18 protein-coding genes and 1 pseudogene are annotated in these 17,167 nt (G+C 64.4%); 17 read left to right on the top strand and 2 right to left on the bottom strand.

Annotated features, from left to right (window positions below):
* Nucleotides 1-17: 17 nt before the first annotated feature.
* Both IF20_RS41015 and IF20_RS38555 read right to left on the bottom strand, forming a co-directional pair.
* Nucleotides 18-389 (bottom strand): hypothetical protein, encoded by a 372-nt coding sequence (locus IF20_RS41015; RefSeq protein ID WP_407702601.1) that lies wholly within the window; start codon nt 387-389, stop codon nt 18-20.
* Nucleotides 390-422: 33 nt separating this feature from the next.
* A pseudogene (locus IF20_RS38555) lies at nt 423-554 on the bottom strand (zinc-dependent alcohol dehydrogenase); the annotation flags it as partial.
* A 793-nt stretch (nt 555-1,347) separates the two neighbouring features.
* Here IF20_RS38555 and IF20_RS33285 point away from each other — a divergent pair.
* The 17 genes from IF20_RS33285 to IF20_RS33205 all read left to right on the top strand — a co-directional run bounded on the left by IF20_RS33285 (nt 1,348) and on the right by IF20_RS33205 (nt 16,874).
* Nucleotides 1,348-2,658 carry a glycosyltransferase family 4 protein gene (locus IF20_RS33285; RefSeq protein WP_052869162.1) on the top strand — a complete coding sequence of 437 codons (1,311 nt, stop codon included), beginning with the start codon at nt 1,348-1,350 and terminating at the stop codon, nt 2,656-2,658.
* Nucleotides 2,659-2,828: 170 nt separating this feature from the next.
* Nucleotides 2,829-3,827 carry a GDP-mannose 4,6-dehydratase gene (locus tag IF20_RS33280; RefSeq protein ID WP_052869161.1) on the top strand — a complete coding sequence of 333 codons (999 nt, stop codon included), beginning with the start codon at nt 2,829-2,831 and terminating at the stop codon, nt 3,825-3,827.
* A 150-nt stretch (nt 3,828-3,977) separates the two neighbouring features.
* Nucleotides 3,978-4,703: a nucleotidyltransferase family protein gene (locus IF20_RS33275; protein WP_110944787.1), complete on the top strand. Its 726-nt coding sequence runs from the start codon at nt 3,978-3,980 to the stop codon at nt 4,701-4,703.
* A gap of 122 nt (nt 4,704-4,825) precedes the next feature.
* Nucleotides 4,826-5,761 carry an NAD-dependent epimerase/dehydratase family protein gene (locus IF20_RS33270; protein ID WP_324605611.1) on the top strand — a complete coding sequence of 312 codons (936 nt, stop codon included), beginning with the start codon at nt 4,826-4,828 and terminating at the stop codon, nt 5,759-5,761.
* Nucleotides 5,761-6,777: a radical SAM protein gene (locus IF20_RS33265; protein ID WP_052869158.1), complete on the top strand. Its 1,017-nt coding sequence runs from the start codon at nt 5,761-5,763 to the stop codon at nt 6,775-6,777. Before IF20_RS33270 ends, IF20_RS33265 begins: the two co-directional genes overlap by 1 nt.
* A gap of 2 nt (nt 6,778-6,779) precedes the next feature.
* On the top strand, nt 6,780-7,754 hold the full coding sequence (locus IF20_RS33260) for a GNAT family N-acetyltransferase (RefSeq protein WP_052869157.1): 975 nt from the start codon (nt 6,780-6,782) through the stop codon (nt 7,752-7,754).
* Entirely contained in the window at nt 7,754-9,154 is a 1,401-nt protein-coding gene (locus IF20_RS33255; protein ID WP_052869156.1) for a glycosyltransferase family 4 protein, read from the top strand. Before IF20_RS33260 ends, IF20_RS33255 begins: the two co-directional genes overlap by 1 nt.
* On the top strand, nt 9,151-9,858 hold the full coding sequence (locus IF20_RS33250; RefSeq protein ID WP_052869155.1) for a PIG-L deacetylase family protein: 708 nt from the start codon (nt 9,151-9,153) through the stop codon (nt 9,856-9,858). Before IF20_RS33255 ends, IF20_RS33250 begins: the two co-directional genes overlap by 4 nt.
* Nucleotides 9,855-10,838 (top strand): UDP-glucose 4-epimerase GalE, encoded by a 984-nt coding sequence (gene galE / locus IF20_RS33245; protein ID WP_052869154.1) that lies wholly within the window; start codon nt 9,855-9,857, stop codon nt 10,836-10,838. The genes IF20_RS33250 and galE overlap by 4 nt, the downstream gene beginning before the upstream one ends.
* A 1-nt stretch (nt 10,839) precedes the next feature.
* Complete coding sequence (locus IF20_RS33240; RefSeq protein WP_052869153.1) at nt 10,840-11,475, top strand: histidine phosphatase family protein; 636 nt, start codon at nt 10,840-10,842, stop codon at nt 11,473-11,475.
* Nucleotides 11,472-13,031 carry an alkaline phosphatase family protein gene (locus IF20_RS33235; RefSeq protein WP_052869152.1) on the top strand — a complete coding sequence of 520 codons (1,560 nt, stop codon included), beginning with the start codon at nt 11,472-11,474 and terminating at the stop codon, nt 13,029-13,031. Before IF20_RS33240 ends, IF20_RS33235 begins: the two co-directional genes overlap by 4 nt.
* Before the next feature lie 2 nt (nt 13,032-13,033).
* Entirely contained in the window at nt 13,034-13,945 is a 912-nt protein-coding gene (locus IF20_RS33230; RefSeq protein WP_052869151.1) for an ABC transporter ATP-binding protein, read from the top strand.
* Complete coding sequence (locus IF20_RS33225; protein ID WP_052869150.1) at nt 13,938-14,726, top strand: ABC transporter permease; 789 nt, start codon at nt 13,938-13,940, stop codon at nt 14,724-14,726. Before IF20_RS33230 ends, IF20_RS33225 begins: the two co-directional genes overlap by 8 nt.
* Before the next feature lie 31 nt (nt 14,727-14,757).
* Nucleotides 14,758-15,003 (top strand): acyl carrier protein, encoded by a 246-nt coding sequence (locus IF20_RS33220; RefSeq protein ID WP_052869149.1) that lies wholly within the window; start codon nt 14,758-14,760, stop codon nt 15,001-15,003.
* Between the two features lie 203 nt (nt 15,004-15,206).
* The gene (locus tag IF20_RS33215; RefSeq protein WP_234426926.1) at nt 15,207-15,698 is read left to right on the top strand and encodes a phosphatase PAP2 family protein; all 492 of its coding nucleotides are present in this window, start codon (nt 15,207-15,209) and stop codon (nt 15,696-15,698) included.
* A 7-nt stretch (nt 15,699-15,705) separates the two neighbouring features.
* Complete coding sequence (locus IF20_RS33210) at nt 15,706-16,362, top strand: class I SAM-dependent methyltransferase (RefSeq protein ID WP_052869148.1); 657 nt, start codon at nt 15,706-15,708, stop codon at nt 16,360-16,362.
* Between the two features lie 56 nt (nt 16,363-16,418).
* A complete protein-coding gene (locus tag IF20_RS33205) occupies nt 16,419-16,874 on the top strand; it encodes an NUDIX hydrolase (RefSeq protein ID WP_234426925.1) in 456 nt (151 codons plus the stop codon).
* The last annotated feature ends 293 nt before the right edge of the window (nt 16,875-17,167 follow it).

Below are 17,167 nucleotides of genomic sequence, written 5' to 3'. Positions count from 1 at the left end.
GAAGTGGACCAGAGCCACTACTGCTGGATAAAGCCAGCGGCCTGAGGGCTGAACCGGCGGGACACCGCAGTGCCGCACCGCCTCCTCCAGGGAGATACGGGAAGCTTACCTACCGCCGCACAGGGCAGCGACGCCCCCTCCTCCGGTTGCCGGCCTCGGTCTCTGGCGCACCCGCCAGTGATGACCGACAAGTGGTCCCGCGCCGAATCCGACGAGCTGCCCAACAGCGGCTTGCCCTTGTCGGCAGATGCCGGCGACGACCGACCGATGATGCCGTTGCTCGTGCAGGCGGCCATGCTCACGGCGAGGCAATGGGAGCGGTCGGACGCGTGATGGTCGTCTCCCTCAATACCGTTCCGTACGAGGTGTTCCGCACCGTGGAGGAGCAGGGAGAGCTCGAATTCGCCACCGTGCAGGCGTGCTCAGCCGGTGGAGCGCACGAAGACGGGCTTAAGGTGCTTTTCTGGTAGGGCGTCAGGGAGCTGTTCCCAGTCGAGGACGTGGGAGACGACGCGTTCGGGTGCGGCCTTGGCCGATCGCGCGAGGTCGAGGGCGACCCACAGCCCGATGAACGTCTCCCCCACCCCCATCACTCCGAGGCCATGATCCGACTCGCGATGACCGACCTGACGGCCCGCCGGCTCAACGGCGAAGACACTTCCGACCGGCGCGGAACCTGGCTTGGCGGAACCAACGAATCGGCGGACCAATCGCTCAGTGAGGCCCGAGGTGCGGGCGTGCGCCAAGAGTGGTCCTGCAGTTCTCGTAGCCGTCGACAGCGGCCGAGTTGCCCCGCAATCAGAACCAACCCAAGCCACCGCCCGCATTTGGACTTCACCACAGGGCACATGCCAGAGGCCTGCCCGGTTATGGCCTGATCCGACGGGGTAGTCGAACGGTTTCCGTCACGCTCTATAAGACTTTTCGTAGACAATCGAAAAGGGGGATCTTGTACTGCCTCTCCGGCCAGGCGAAACATGGCATTACATCGATCATCAGGCTTCAAACGTGAAGCTGATCACACTGCATCTACTTGATCCAGTTCTTGTAGTGTCTTTCAAGACGAAAGCACCTTTACATAGCTCCACCTCGGAGTGCGTATGGGCTGAACAACTGTCTGGAAGCTTCCGCGCAAGCGTGTTCAACCAGCCGAAGGGCCAACGCCTTCGGCGAGGTCAGCATCAACGCTCGCCCGGAGCATCGCCCGACCAAACTACGGCGAATTCAGAGTTGGGGACGTTGACGTTGGCGATGACCTGCCAAGTCAGCACAGAAAAAAGGGGGCATTCTTTCGTGCGGATTCTTGTCACCATATCCGACCGTGTGTGGGGCGGGAAACATCAGTTCATGCTCGATACGCTGCTTGGTCTGCGGGATTCCGGCCATTCGGTGTGTCCGGTCGTGGAGGACGGAGGATTGGTCGAATCCAGACTGGCGCAATTCGGATTCGTGCCGCTGACCGTGGCTCCCTTCGCGGAGGATCGCGCGGCGGCGGCTGCCGCCATCGCAAAAGAAGTGAATGCGCAGGACGGCCCGCATATCGTATGCGCGACCGGCCGTCATGATGCGGCCGTGATGAACGTGGCCATGCAGGACTGCCACAGGTCTCCGATGACCGTTTTCTACCGCCTCTCGGCGTTCCCGCTCGAAAAGAGCGGCGACGCCAAGGAATTCGCGGAACGAGCCGACCTCGTCATTGCAACCTCTGTTGAGCAGGCGAACCGCCTGTTCAACCACAAAGAGTTGCACAAGAACATGGTGATAGTAACCAGTGGCGTGGACCGGAAGTTCATCCAACACGTCATCACCGTGGATCCGGAGGTCGCGCGGTCCGAACTCGGCATCCCCGTCGACGCCTTCGTCTTCACCGTTTCCTCCCGGCTGTCCTGGGAGAAGGGCATCGACCGGGTCATACGTGCGATGGTCCAAGTGAGTAAAGCCGTGGACGATGCTGTACTCCTCCTGACCGGCGACGGACCGGAACGCGAGAAATTGGAGCAGCTGGTGCGGGAATTGGACCTGTCCGGTCGAACCCTGTTCACCGGCCATCTCCCTGACGTCTCTCCAGCCCTGGCGGCCACGGACGTTGCCGTACTCTCGACCGTGGTGCCGGAGCCGCAGCCCCTGGCCCTGAAGGAAGCCATGGCGGTCGCCAAGCCGGTCATCGCGTCACGGACCGGTGGTATACCGGAATTCGTGACGGATGGCGACAATGGCCTGTTGGTGTCCGACGACGCCGAACTCGTGGAGGCGATGCTAGCTCTCACGGCCGACCGGGAGCGGGCCAAAAAGATGGGCCGGCGCGCGCAGGAAACAATCATCGGCGGGCACCTCTTTGAACAGCGCATCCGGCACCTCGCCCACTGCCTGGACCGCCAGGCCATTAGGAAAATGCCGCTGACCGTGCCACTGGATGAGCTCGTTTGGGACGACGCCCGTGTCCGCGACGAGGAAAACGGCGGATTCGTATTCGTCCCGCGGACCTCGGCCATCTCTGAACTGTCGCCAGAGATCTATCGCATCGTGCGGGACTCCTTTCTTTCGCGTACTCCCAAGCGCCTGCTCGGCCTTCCGAAGACCGATGTCACTGCCACCGTCGAAATGCTCCACGAGATGGGTGCGCTGATGCGCCCCACGCCGCCGACAAGAGCACAATGAGCCATTGTGGACGGCTGCAGCGCCTTTCCCATCAGCAGAACGAGGGCCGACGCGGCGAGCCTGAGAGTGGCCACAGTACCCGGCTTCGCCGCTGAGCCGGAAATAATTGGGCATCCCCTTCCGTCCGTTGACAGTGCGATCTCTGACCGACCGTCGCACGGGGAGTAGACTTGTACAGCTTCGACTGGAACAACCGCACCGTTTTAGTAACCGGCGCCGAAGGTTTCATCGGATCCACACTCGTCGACCTGCTTGTCGAGCGCGGCGCCCGCGTACGCGCTTTTGCGCACTACAAACCATACGCCGAGAAAGGTTATCTCGCACGTTTCCTGCACCCGTCGAGCCCTGTTGAGTTCATTGCCGGCGATGTGCGCGACGCAGGCCGCGTCATGGACGCCGTTGCAGGCTGCGACACCGTGTTCCACCTGGCTGCGCTGATCGGCATTCCCTACAGCTACGAATCGCCCGGTGCATACGTGCAGACGAACATCGGCGGCACGGAGAACGTGGCGGAGGCCTGTCGCCGTCATTCCGTTCGTCGTCTCGTCCACACCTCCACCAGCGAGGTCTACGGGACCGCGCTCGTGGTCCCGATAACCGAAGAGCATCCGCTCCAGCCCCAATCGCCGTACGCCGCGTCGAAAATCGGTGCGGACATGGTGGCGCTGTCCCACTGGCACGCCTTTGAGCTGCCGGTAACGGTCGTACGCCCCTTCAATACCTATGGCCCCAGGCAGTCCGCGCGGGCGGTCATACCCACGATCCTGGCCCAGCTCCACTCGGGAGCGAAGGAGATCAAGCTCGGCTCGCTCTTTCCGACCCGCGACTTCACCTATGTCACGGACACCGCAGCTGGTTTTCTGGCGATGGCCGAGTGCGACCGGGCCGTAGGTGAGGCGGTCAACCTCGGGACCGGCCGCTCGATCGCCATCGGAGAGCTCGCCGAGACGTTGATCTCCGTGTCCGGCCGAGACGCGCGGGTTGTGGTGGATCCCAGCCGGCTGCGCCCCCAGGGCAGCGAAGTGGAGTGCCTCCAGTCGGACAACTCCCGCGCACGCCAGTGGACTTCCTGGCGACCCGCCGTACCCCTGGAGGACGGGCTCAAGAATACGTCGGAATGGGTCGCCGAGAACCTGCATCTCTTCGCCACGGACCGCTATCAGGTGTGATCTGACGGATAACCGCGGGATCGCCACCACGGCCCCGGTAGGTACGCAGCGATCGGTGAGCAGCCCTGCCGAATTGCATTTACGGAATGGTCCGTCCACGCCGACGGTTCGGCTCGCCCGCAGAATGAACGCGAAAGTGTGGGATACCGTATGAAGGCAGTAGTGATAGCAGGAGGCGAGGGGCGTCGATTAGGGCAGGCCACCGCCATCACACCCAAGCCCCTGATGGAGTTCGAAGGCACTCCTTTACTCCATATCATTCTCAGGCAGTTGCGGAGCGCCGGCTTCTCTGAGGTCACCCTCTCGTTGCGCCATCGAGCCGACCTCATCAAAGCCAGCTGCGCCGCGGTGAATTGGGGAAGCCTCGAACTCGATTTCATCGTGGAATCTCAACGAATGGGGACGGCCGGGCCCTTGAAGCTCCTACCTCCGCTGCAAGAAGCCACCCTGGTGATGAATGCGGACCTGCTGACCAGTCTGGACTTCACGGATGTGATGTCCCACCACAGCAGGTCGGGTGCCGACAGCACAATCGTTATCACCCCGCATGACACAGAACTGGCGCATGGGGTCGTACGGATCGACGACAACAGCCGTGTCGTCTCCTTCGAGGAGAAGCCCCGTATCCACCATCTGATCAATTGCGGAATATACGTGGTGGAACCGACGGTCCTGGACTGCCTGCCCGGCCAGACTCCCTGCGACATGCCTGTGCTGCTCGAAAATCTACGGACCGCCGGAGGTGTTGTCGGGGGATACATCTTCGAGGGTGAGTGGCGTGATATTGGAACACCACAGCAGCTCGAAGAGGCACGGATCGCGTTCCGGGAGAACCATGACACCTTCCTACCGGAGAGCGAACTCGTCCAGGGCTGAACCAGGATTGCGCGCTACCCGTGAAACCTGTGTTCGTACACACACCACCTGCCCCGGCGAGCCGAAAAACAAAACTGATACCTGGGAGTTCTTAAATGTCGGATCACTTATCAGGTGACCGCGTGCTCATCACTGGCGGCGCCGGCTTCATCGGCGGCCACCTCGCACGCCACCTAGTCGCCGAGCAGGCCGATGTCGTCGTTGTCGACGACCTCCGCGCCGAACCGTTGATCAGCCCGGAAGGCACAGGAAAGTTCCTTGAGAAACCGGTGCTGGACATGACGGAGCAGGACGTGGAAGGTGTGCGTCTGGTCTACCACTTGGCATCGCACAAAAGCGTCCCCCGTTCCTTCAGACAGCCTCTCGACTATCTGGACAACGTGGACTCCGGCAGACATCTGCTGGACCTGTGCGCCGGCGTCGGGGTGGAGAGAGTCATTGTGGGTAGCACTTGCGAGGTCTACGGCCAGGCCGAGACACTGCCTACTCCTGAAGACGCCCCGTTGTCTCCCCGTTCGCCCTACGCCTCCAGCAAGGTCGCGCTGGAGATGCTGGCACAAGCGCACCAGAGGGCCGGCGGCTTCCCCGAGGTCGGGGTGGTGAGGTTCTTCAATGTGTACGGGCCGGGTGAGCGTCCCGACGCCCTGGTGCCACGGCTGTGCGCGAATCTCCTCCTCAGAAACGAACTGCCCATCGAGGGGGACGGGCAGCAGCGACGCGACTTCACGTATATCTCGGACGTGGTCCGCAAACTGGAGATGCTCGCGCACGGTGACATCGCTCCCGTGATCAATCTGGGGTCTGGTCACTCATATTCGGTGAGCGAGGTCGTGGGGTTCTTGCGGGACATCTCCCCGACGGCGGAGACGGTGCGCAAGCCCGGAAGAGTCAACGAAATCTCGGAGTTCCGGGCCGGTACGACGTTGCAGGACCGCCTTCTTGCCCCCTCTCACATCTCCGTGGACATGGCCACGGGGGTACACGAAACGCTCTCCTGGTGGGAATCACGCGACATGGACGATACACGTCGACGCGTTCTGTTGGAGGAAACGAACTAATGGCCGGATACACCGCTCCTGTGCGCGCGAGTCTCGACGTCACCTACGCCTGCGATCTGCGCTGCATCCATTGCCGGACCAACACCGGCGAGGTGCCTGCCCACATCCGGCGAAAGATGCTGTCGATCGAGCAGCTGCAAGAGATCATGCTCGACCTGGACCGCATGGGAACATTCGAAATCACATTGACCGGCGGGGAACCCTCCATCCGCAAGGGCTTCTGGCAGCTCCTGGATGTGGTGCCGAAATTACGTCATGCGACCGTCACACTGATCACCAATGCCGCCGCTCACACCCGTGAGCAGCTCGACCGCATCGTGGACAGTGGAATCTCCTCGGTTCGCGTCAGCATGGACGGGACGCGCGAAACGTTTGCCGCCGTGCGACTCAAGGACGTCTTCGACACGGTCGTCGAGAATTCCATCTACCTGCGTGACCGGGTGCAGAGTTTCAAAGTGCTCACCACGGTCATGAAGACCAACCAGCACAATGTCTTCGACCTGGCGCAGTACCTGCGTGCCCAAGGATTCCGTCGCCAGGATCTCATCCTGGTCCGGGCGCACGGTCGCGGCGGGCGCAATCTGCTGCTGCTCACCGAGGCGGAGACCATGGCCATCCATGAAAAGGTGGCTCAGTTCAAGAAGACCGTTCCCGCGACCGACTTCGACCTGAACCTGAACGCTCCTTACCTCGTACCCGGCGAGCAGCTGCGTCCCTACCAAGACGTCGTTATGTTCCCCTACTTGGTGCGCGACAGCAGCATTGCGATCTCTGCCACCGGTGATGTCACGATGAGCCGGCTCTACAGCGCGGCGCCGCTGGGCAACACCAAGGACGCTCCCGTACAGAAGATCTGGCTGGCGGGTCAGGACCAGCTCGCGCAGGAGCAAGAGGAGTTCACGGAGGCGCGGCTGCGTGAGATCTTCTGGGACTTCGCCGCTGCCGGCGAGCAGTCGGCCCCTCCTCTGACCTCGCTCCTCGACCGGCAGATATTCGAAGGCTTCGAGGTGAGGTAGGGATGCCCGGAGAAGCGCTCGTCCGCCTGTACGATCTGCCGCCCTTCGAGTTTCAGGCTGCCTCCCCGGCGGTCGCAGTTCCCCCTGACGGACAGGATGCATCCGTGTGGAGCTCTGCACCACTGCGGGTGGTCCACGAGCCATCGGCTGTGCCGAAAGGCAAGTCCTGGGTCGAACTGCGGCAAGGGGGCGCCGTGTTCGGCAGGTGCGCCATCAATTCCTGGGGGGCCGGCACGGTCGGGCCCTGCGAGGTCGCGCCCGACGTCGATGCAGGCCGCCGGCCCCAGGCCCACTGGACGTTGATGCAGCTGGCCCTCGAACGCCTCCGGTGGCTGGGGTACGCCTATGGCCTGTTGGACGTCCAAGAGTTCGCGGACCAGCTGCCGGCGGCCGTCGAGAACGCCGTCTGGTGGGTGCCCACCGGAAACACATCGCTGAGTGCCGCGGACCGCGACGACAAGAGCTTGGAGTGGGCCGACCTCTTTGTCGATCTGCGGACATGGACGCCAGCCGGCAACGCGGCGGCACTGGGCGTCGACGGCCGTAGCCTATGCGTCCGTAGGCCGGAGACCAGCGAGCAGCTCCTGCTGACGGACTGGATCCGCGAGACGTTCGGCGGCGGCTGGGCGAGCGAGGTCCACCGGTCGTTCTCCCGCGATCCGATCTCCTCCGTCATCATCGTCGACCAGGACAGGGACCTTCCCGCGAAGGACCGGCTGCTCGGCTTCATCTCCTACGACACCGCGCGCCTGGGGATGCTGTCCTCGATCGCGCTGGCTCCCTCTGTGCGCGGGCACGCGCTGGCGGTGGCGAGCACGCTCATAGAGCAGTGTCTGAGTGAGGCCCGGGACAGCGGTATGCCCTACGCCGTGCTCGGCGGGGTGAGTCATCGGCGGCAAGCGCTGCGTTTGATGGGCTCTCTGTGGACCATCCCGGGCTCCTGCCCCGGCATCTTCGGCAAGGGGGTGCGCAATTAATGGACATCATCCTTACAGTCTCTGGTCAGGCCTGGGGAGGTGAGCAGCGCTACCTGCTGGATGTGGCGGGCGGGCTGGCAGTGTCCGGACATGCTGTAACCGTCCTGGCCGAAGAGGGCGGCGCCATGCTGGAGGCGTGCCGCCAGGCGGGTCTGCCCGTCGTCGGTCTGCCGCCCTGTGCGGATCAGCCGCAACAGGCCGTGACAGCCGCGGTGCACGTGCTCGAAGCAGGCGATGCCCATGTGGTCTGCACCACCGGCCGTTCGGACGCTCAGGTGGTACGCCAGGCATTGGCCCGGATCAAGGGTAAGCAGGCATTTGCACTGTTTTCCCCTTCGGTTCATCCCCTGGGCACGGCCGACGAAGTACGCGACCTCATGGCGGATGTGCACCTCGTCTTCGCCATGTCGGACGAGCAGCGTGAGCGTCAGTTCGCTCCCCTCATAGCGGCCGGCCTCCTGGCGGACGACCAGGTGGAATTGGTGACCAACGCTGTCGGTGACGACTTCCTGCATGCGCTCGGCACTGCCGATCGCAAGGTTGCGCGTGCCGCCCTGGGACTGAGCGACAACTGCTTCGCCTTCCTGGCGCTCGGCCGGCTGACCTGGGACGGGGACGTGGGCCAGGTCATCGACGCTGTCGGTGCGATGGACGCGTCCAGGAGGGCCTCGGTGAGGGTCGTCGTGGCCGGGCACGGCCCGATGGCCGAAGAACTGCGCGCGCATGCGGAAGAACAGGGGGTGGGGCATCTGATCTCTTTCCCCGGCCACCGGGCAGACGTCGCCGAACTGATCGTCGCGTGCGACGCCGCCGTTCTCACCACCACGGTGCCGGAGACCGGGCCGCTTGCCCTCAAGGAAGCCATGGCGGCCGGCCTCCCGGTCTTGGCCAGCGCGCAAGGCGGCATCCCCGAGTTCGTCGAGGACGAGCGGCACGGGCTGCTCGTGGTCGACGAAGTCGATCTACGGGAGGCGATGGAGCAGCTGGTGGCCGAGCCCGCTGCAGCCGCCGCCATGGGGAATGCGGCTCGCGAGTCCATCCTGGCCGGGCATCGCGTCGCACAGCGCGTGGAATACCTGGTGCACCGGTTCGACCTGCTCGCCTTGGCCCGGCTCCCGCTGGGGCCCGTACTGTCCGAACTCGCGTGGCAGAACGTGCGGTTGCGTGCGGAGGCAGCCGGTGGTTTCGTCTTCGTTCCGCGCACCTCGCAGCTCATGGAGCTCGACGCCGAGGCCTTCACCGTGGTGCGGGCGGCCGTTACGGCACGTGATCCGTTATTGCTGCTGGACGCGGAGAACCGGGTGCCGCGCCGGCTGATGACCGACCTGTATGCCATGGGCGCTCTGGTACGCCCCTCCACACTGTCCGAAGACACTTCAGGCCCGGCGGTGCTTGCATGAAGGCACTTGTCATTGCCGCCCATCCGGACGACGAGACGCTCGGTGCGGGTGCCACCGTGTCGTTGCTCAGCGCGCAGGGCGTGGATGTGCACATTCACGTCCTGGCGGAGGGTGTGTCCCTCCGGCACTCGGGAGTGACGCTGAAAGAAGCCCGGGCCAGGTGTGAGGCGGCCGCCGAAGAACTGGGGGTTTCCGGTGTTTCCTTCGGGGAGTTCGCCTCGGACGACCGCCTGCTGTGCGAGGTTCCACAGCGCCGGATCGTGGATACGGTGCACCGGCAGTTGCGCGAGCACGAACCGGAGCTCGTCTTCACACACCACCCCGGCGACATTCATGTGGATCATCGACTCGTGGCACACGCGGTGAACTATGGGACACGCATGCTCGGCAGCGGCTCCGTGCGCCAGGTGCTCCACTTCGAGGTGCTGTCCTCCACTGAGCAGCAGACCGGTCTCGTGGCACCGTTCCACCCTCAGGTCTTCTACGACGTGCAGGGACACGTGGATGCCAAGTGCCGGGCCCTGGAGGCATACGAGTACGAGGTGCACGAGCCACCGCACCCGCGCTCCGCGACTGCCATCCGCGCGCAGGCGGCCTTCCGGGGCGTTCAAGCCGGCGTTCACGCCGCTGAGGCGTTCGTCCTCGGCAGAGAGCTGAGGACTTCCTCACCAATCGGGGAAATCCGGAAAGGACATGCCGCATGAGAGTTCTCGTGACCGGGGGAGCGGGGTACGTCGGTTCCTTCACCGTGCGTCAACTCCTCGGAGCAGGACATGAGGTCGTCGTCATCGACAATCTCAGCAGCGGCCGACGCGAGGCCGTCGGAGAGTGCCCGCTGGAAGTCCTCGACATCCTCGACTCGCACGGACTGCGCTCGGTGTGCCGGTCGTTCCGGCCGCAGGCCGTTCTCCACTTTGCGGCGCTGAAGTCCTCGGAGGCGTCGCTGAGCGAGATCGACACCTACTTCCGGGTCAATGTCACCGGCACCCAGAACGTTGTGGCCGCCGCCGCCGAAGCCGACGTGGAAAGGTTCATCTTCTCCTCGTCCTGCGCCGTGTACGGCACACCGCAGATCTGTCCGGTGGACGAGGAGTCGCCGATACGTCCGGAGAGCCCTTATGGGGAGACCAAATACCTGTGTGAGCGGATGATCGCCGCATACGGCCGGGCGACCGGAATGCGCTACGCCAACCTCCGCTACTTCAACGCCGCGGGCGCGGCAGTGGACTCCTCTCTCGGGGAATACACCGACCGCACCACGCGTCAGATCCTCCCAGTGGCGATTCGCTCGGTGCTCGGCCTCGCCCCCGCTATCCGCATCTTCGGAGATGACTACCCGACGGAGGACGGCACAGCGCTGCGCGACTATGTCCACGTCGAGGACCTCGCACGCGCGCACGTCCAAGTACTGCACCGCCTCGACCGTGACGAGTGGTCCGGACCAGTGAATCTCGGCGGCGGGCAACCCACCAGCGTCGCGGAACTCCTCGATGCGCTGCGCAAGGTGTCGGGGCACGACGTCGAGGCGATCCCTGCCGCTCGTAGGCCGGGAGATCCGGCCGTATCGTGGGCCGATCCCGGACTGGCGCACCGCAGGTTCGGCTGGCAGACCGAGTACGGTCTCGACGACATCGTGCGTACCTCCTGGGCCTGGCACAGCGACGTACCGGCGTCCTTGGGGTGAGATGCATATCTTTCTCATGCGTCATGCCGAGGACACTCCACGGAACTCCGTCGGGCCCCGCTGTGACGGCGACATGCGGTTGCTCACCTCTGTCGGACGGCGGCAGGCGGCGGACGCGGCCCGGTGGTTCGCAAGCCGGCGCATCACCGAACTGCGCACGAGTTCGCTTACCCGGGCCCGCCAGTGCGCCGATGTCCTGGCGGGGGCACTCGGTCTCCCCGTCCAGGAGGATCCGCGACTCAACGAAATCGTCAGCGAGTCCGGCGACCGCGGGCTGCCGCCACCCAGAGAACGCCGGAACAGCCGGCATCCACGCGGAGTCGAATCCTGGGACGAGTTCCTGGGCAGAGTGGCCCGGTGCCTGAGCGATCTGTGCCGTGAGCCGGCGGCGGAGCGTCGCATTGTGCTGGTCACCCACAGCGGATTCTTCGACGCCATGCACGAATTGATCGGCGGCGGGGGAAAGAGAATGGAGTTGCAAGTGGAGCATGTGGGAATCACCCACTGGCAGTACCGCCCCGGATGCCCGGCCGGCACATGGTTGCTGCACCGGCACAACTTGACGCCTGCCCCGTCCGCTCCCTCCTCCTCTGCTGCCTCCGGCGGCGTGGCACGGATTGACGGGGCCCAGACATGACGAGTGCACGCAGGCGTATGGTGATCTTCTGTATCGACGGTGGGCTGCCCACCGTCGTCCGTCACCACGACTTCTTCAACCTGGCGCGCACGATGCCGGGCCTGACCGGCTCGCCGGTGCACGAACTGCCGAGCATCTACCCTTCCTCGACCGCACCCTCGCACGCCTCCTTCCTCACCGGTGGCTACCCCGTGGCGCACGGGATCGTGGGCAACCGGTTCTGGGAAACACAGAGCGTGGCGGAGATCCGACGCCGTGCCGACGATCCCCTCTCGGCCTTCCATCCCTATGAACGTGCTTCGCTGACCGCACCGAGCCTTCTTGACTGGTTCGCCGAGCAGGGCGTCTCAGTTGCCGCCGTGCATTTCCCGCAGACGTTCTCCCGTGTCCCGCAACCAGCGCACGACATACCCAGTTGTTACTGTCTGTATGCCCCCTCGCACGAGGCCACCGTGTCGGTGACCGCTGACGGGCCGGTAGCCGGGAGCGGCCCGGTGACGCTCTCCTACTTGGGGCATGAATTGCAGCTGCGCGTCACGGTAGCCCGAGAAGGCAAGGGCATATCGGTAGTTGCCGACGGGGGGCCGCCTGTCCCCCTTGCCCTGGAAGCTCCGACGCGTCTGGACCTGGACACTCCGATCGGTCGAATTTCCGTCGCGGTGACCGCGGAGCGAAAAGCCCCCGGCGCAGTGACACTGCGGTTCGGGACCGCGGTGATCACCATGGGTTTCGGTGGCCTGAGCCCTTCGGTGATTCCGTTCGGCAGTGGTCCGGCATCACTGTCCGTCGAATACACCGCCAACCCCCAGCACACCTTTCACGAGTCCCCGAGAGCCGAGTGGGTGGAGCGAACCGCCCTCGCGGTGCTGGACGAGTACGACCCCGACGTATTGCTCGTGCGTTTCAATCAGGCCGACCACGCGCAGGAGTTCCTCTACTGGTATGCGACCCGTGGCACCCCCGCTGAACGGGTCCTCGCATGGCAGCAGATTCTTGACGTCTACGCCCGGATCGACGCATGCGTCGCCCGGCTCGCCCACACCGTCGGACTGGACACGGAGTTCCTCTTCTTCTCCGACCACGGCATCGATTTCGTGGAGACCCACCTGAGTCCGAACCGGGCGCTGGCAGACGCGGGGCTTCTCGACCGTATGGTCTTCCAGGGTGACAGCAACTGCGCGTACCTTTACGCGGACTCCCCCTTGCGGCCGGCCGAGAGACGGTTGCTCACCGATCGTCTGAGCGCTCTCGACTCGACAGTCTCGGTACTGGAGCCGGCCGCGCTGGAAAGGATGGGGCTCCCTCCGCACAGTCCGCGAGTGGGACGCCTCGCCATCGCCTGTGGCCCGCACATCGAATTCCAGTACGGCGACCAGCAGCCGGCCCGGCAGCAGGTGGCGTCCGCGTCGCACGGTTACGTACCCGCCTGCTCCAGCATGAGCGGTTTCCTACGCCACTTCGGCCGCACCCCGGCGCTGCACGAGCCTCCCAAGGACATCACCGGTGCCGCCTCGTTAGTCCAGCACATATGGCGCCGCACAGCACAAGGGGAGTGAGTATGCCCGACCGGCCGTACGTCTACGAGGTGGAAGGCCTCAGCAAGAAATACAAGGAGACCTCATCCTCTGCGAACACGGACATCTCCTTCCATATCCGTGAGGGCGAGTTTTTCGGCCTGCTCGGCAGCAATGGCGCCGGAAAGACCACCCTGATCAAGCAGATGCTCGGGCTCATCCGGCCCGACCACGGCCGCGTGCGGCTTTTCGGCAAGGATATCCTTACGAATCCGCGTTTCACCACACACACCGTGGGATACATGCCGCAGAACGCCTTCGCCCTCAACAGCCTGACCGTGCGGGAGGCCGTCTATTTCAGCGCTCATCTACGAGGATTGTCCACGCGAGCCGCAAGACACCAGCGGGACGAATGTCTTCAGCTGCTCGGGCTGGATCACTTGGCCACCAAAGTGGCCCGGCAACTTTCCGGCGGCGAGCGCAGGCTGCTGCAGCTCGCGGTCACTCTGACCGGTTCGCCGCCCGTCCTCGTCCTGGACGAACCCACCAATGAACTGGACCCGTCGCGTCGTCGGCAGGTATGGACCCTGCTTCGGCAGCTGAACCAGCGCGAGGGCCGTACCATCGTCCTCATCACGCACAATGCCGTCGAGGCGGAACAGGTGATCGAGCGCGTCGGCATACTGCGCGACGGCGCGCTGGTCGCTCTCGGAGCCCCCGCGGAACTCAAGGCCCCACTGGATTCCCAAGTGCGGCTGTCATTCACTCATCCGGGTACAGAAGCGCCCGTCCTGCCCGACTACGTCCGCGTACATTCGTGCCACCGAGGAAAGGTCGTCGCCTTCCTCTCCTCGGCAGATGTGTCCAAGCTCGCCCAGGAAATGGACCTGACCTGTTTTCCGGAATTCACGATGAACACCGCGACGCTGGAGGACGTGTACATCAACTATGCGTGACGAATTACGAAGGCCCCACTTCGGCCGACAGGTCTGGGACCTTTTCAGAATCCAGCTCACAAACTGGCGGTGGTCGTGGCCACAGATGGTACTGACCGGGGTCCTCGCCCCGGTGGTCAGCCTCGCCGCACTCGGGCTGTTCGCCCGCAGTTCCGGCTCTGAAGCCAGCGAATACGTGGTTACCGGCAGCGTCACCATGGCCATCCTGTTCGAAACGCAGAACAAGATTGCCAGCAACTTCTCCTTCATGCGCAACACCGGCGCATTCGAGTACTACGCGGCCATGCCCATACGACGCGAAGCTCTCATACTCGCGACCCTGGCGGCGTTCTCCCTGCTGTCCCTCCCTGCCGTCACCGTGACTGCCGTCATCGGGTCGGTCCTGCTCGACATCCCGCTCCACCCCTCACCGCTCCTGCCGCTCTGCCTCTTCCTGGCCCTCCTGCCCTCGGCCGGACTCGGCGCACTCATCGGGAGCCGATCACCGTCCATCGAGCAGGCGTCATCGCTCAGCCTGGCCACCACGCTGCTCATGATGGCTTTGGGTCCGGTGGCGGTACCGCCGGCACTGCTGCCCGAAGCCCTCGTGTGGATAGGCCATTTCAACCCCGCCACCTACGCGTCGTCCGCTCTGCGTGCGTCCCTGACCGGACGGACCGGCGGCGCCGCACTCGCCGACATGGCGATACTGGCCACCTTCTCCCTCGCTCTGTGGGCCCTGACCAGCACACGCATGCACTGGCGCGCCCGACCGCAAAGAAGCACCGCCAAACGTTCCTGACCCGAACCGCCGACAAGAAGGGAATTCAGACATGACCGAGCAAGAGTTCATCGACGCCCTCAGCCCCCTGATGGAAGAGATCACCGGCACAGGCATCACGGGGGACCGGCTCGATGACAAGTTCAGCGACTTCGACCTCGACTCTCTCAACCAGGTCGAAATCATCAGCCGGATAGAAGACAGCTTCGACTGCGAGATCGAGGACGCCACCCTCCGGTCGATAAGCTCGCCGCGACAGCTTATGGAAGCCGTCAGAGAGTGCGCGGCCACGCGATGACCCGCCCCGCCGGCGGGGCAGCGCCACCGCCGACAGCCCGGCTGTTGTGCTGGTGGTCAGCCCTGCATTTCGGTCTCTTGCTCACCGCATTGGTGTTTCGGCTCGACTCCGGGGTGAGCGAAAGCCTCTGCCGATGGGCGGGGAGTGAATCGGCAGTCTCGCTGCTGGTCAGGTTGGTGACCAGTTGGGGAGATCCGTGGCCTGTGACCCTGCTGGCCGTCGGATCTGCCTTGCTGGCAGCCGTCCGTCGTCACTTCGTGCCCGCAGTCGTCTTTGTCGCCATCCCGTATGCCGCAACGGTGAGCTGCACTCTGATCAAGGACTGGGTGGCGCGTGAACGGCCGCAGTTCGCGTGCGCTTCCGTCGACGCAAGCGGATTCAGCTTCCCCAGCGGACATGCCGTGGGAGTCACCACGGGTTTCCTGCTTGCCGCGGTGAGCGTGACGGCATTCGTCGGTCACCGGCACTCCACGGCGATCCTACTGCTCGCCATGTCCTTGGCCGAACTGGTCTCGTGGAGCCGTGTGCTGCTGGGAGTGCATCACGCCGTCGATGTGCTGGCCGGCCAGCTCTTCTCGGGGGGCTGGCTGGCCCTGGCCGCACTGCTTCTCACCCGCCGAAGAACACCGCGCCCTTGGCTGCCACCTCTCGGCAACGAGGGGTCCGCCCGGGCCCGTGGTCCTTCCGTGCCATGATGCGACCATGGCCTTCAATCACAACGACCACTATCACCCTCTCTTACTCGGCGAACTCCCTGAGAACTGCGGTAAGGCGTTGGATGTGGGCTGCGGAAGCGGTCGATTTGCCTACGCTCTCGCCGCGCGCGGCATCGATGTCGACGCCATCGACGCCGAGGCCGAGGTCATTACCGCCGCCCGCCGACGTTATGAAGAGACGCCGGAAACCGGCCGCCTGCGCTTTGCGCACAGGGACATCACCCGTACGCAGCCGCCGCGGAACACGTACGACTACATCTCATGCCTCGCCAGCATTCACCACGTCCCCTTCCGCACCGTCAGCGCCCTGCGAGCCGCTCTGCGGCCGAACGGGGTTCTGGTGATCCTCGGATGCTACCGGGAGCGAACTGTCATGGACTGGCTGGTGAGTCTTCTCGCGGTCCCGGTCAATGCGGTGTTCCAAGCAGCGAGCGCACTCAAGGGAAAGACCACTGGAAATCGGATGGCCCGCGCCCGACAGGCCGAAGCCCTGCCGGAAGCCCCGACCTCCGCCCCCTCGATGACCTTGCCGGAGATCAAGGAGAGCGCGGCGTCCTTCCTGCCGGGCAGCACCGTCCGCCGCCTCCTGTTCTGGCGATACCTTTTGATCTACCGCAACACCTCCCCGGTACAGCCGCAGTGAGTGGACCACATACACCGTAAACACTGCAGAGGAAGCCACCGCAATTGGAACACCCCATGACATCCACGGCCTACAAGCTGGGCGCGACCTGCGTCGCCTTCAATGAGTCGGGACACGTGCTCATCACTCTCCGCCGTTCCCCGGAACGATGGGAACTGCCAGGTGGCCTGGTCGAGCCCGGAGAGAGCCTCAGCGCGGCTGCCGCGCGCGAGACCCTGGAAGAGACGACCGTGGCTGTGGACGTCCACGGCCTCGTCGGGTTGTATCAGCACCCCAACCGCGGAATTCTCGCAGCCGTGTTCATCGCGACAATGACTTCAGGCACTCCGCGTCCCACCGCCGAGGCCAGCGAGGCCCGTTGGGCCGAGGTGCCCGACGCCCTGAATGCGCTGCATCCGTTGTATCGCCCGCGTCTGACGGACGCGCTCGCCGCCAAGCACACAGTGCCGATGCGCGTCCATGACGGTGCAACCATGCTCTCCGGGCTGGAAGTACGCTCAGCGAGGCCATGAGCGAACGTCTCCGCCTACACCCGCTCGGCCCTCACACCCGGTCATACCAGGGAGATCTCCTGTTCGCGGCCTTCGGCAACGCGCTCCAGCAGGACTCCGTCAGGTCTGAGTGGGTCTTGTCGTCGTTCGCTGGTGTCCCCAGGGTGATGTGATGGTGCCAGCCCGGCCAGGAACGTCCCTCGAAGTGGCCCAGCCCCTAGTACTGCAACGGTGTTTGTTCTGATTGCTGGGCAGTTTTCAGGGACTGTGGCCCCGTCGTTTGTAGTGACTGATGCGGGCTTGGTGTTGGCGCC

It is taken from the genome of Streptomyces niger (genome assembly GCF_000718305.1).
GTDB classification, from domain to species: domain Bacteria; phylum Actinomycetota; class Actinomycetes; order Streptomycetales; family Streptomycetaceae; genus Streptomyces; species Streptomyces niger.
The sequence above is the reverse complement of the archived record's forward strand: the minus strand, read 5'-3'. Positions and strand labels throughout refer to the sequence as shown.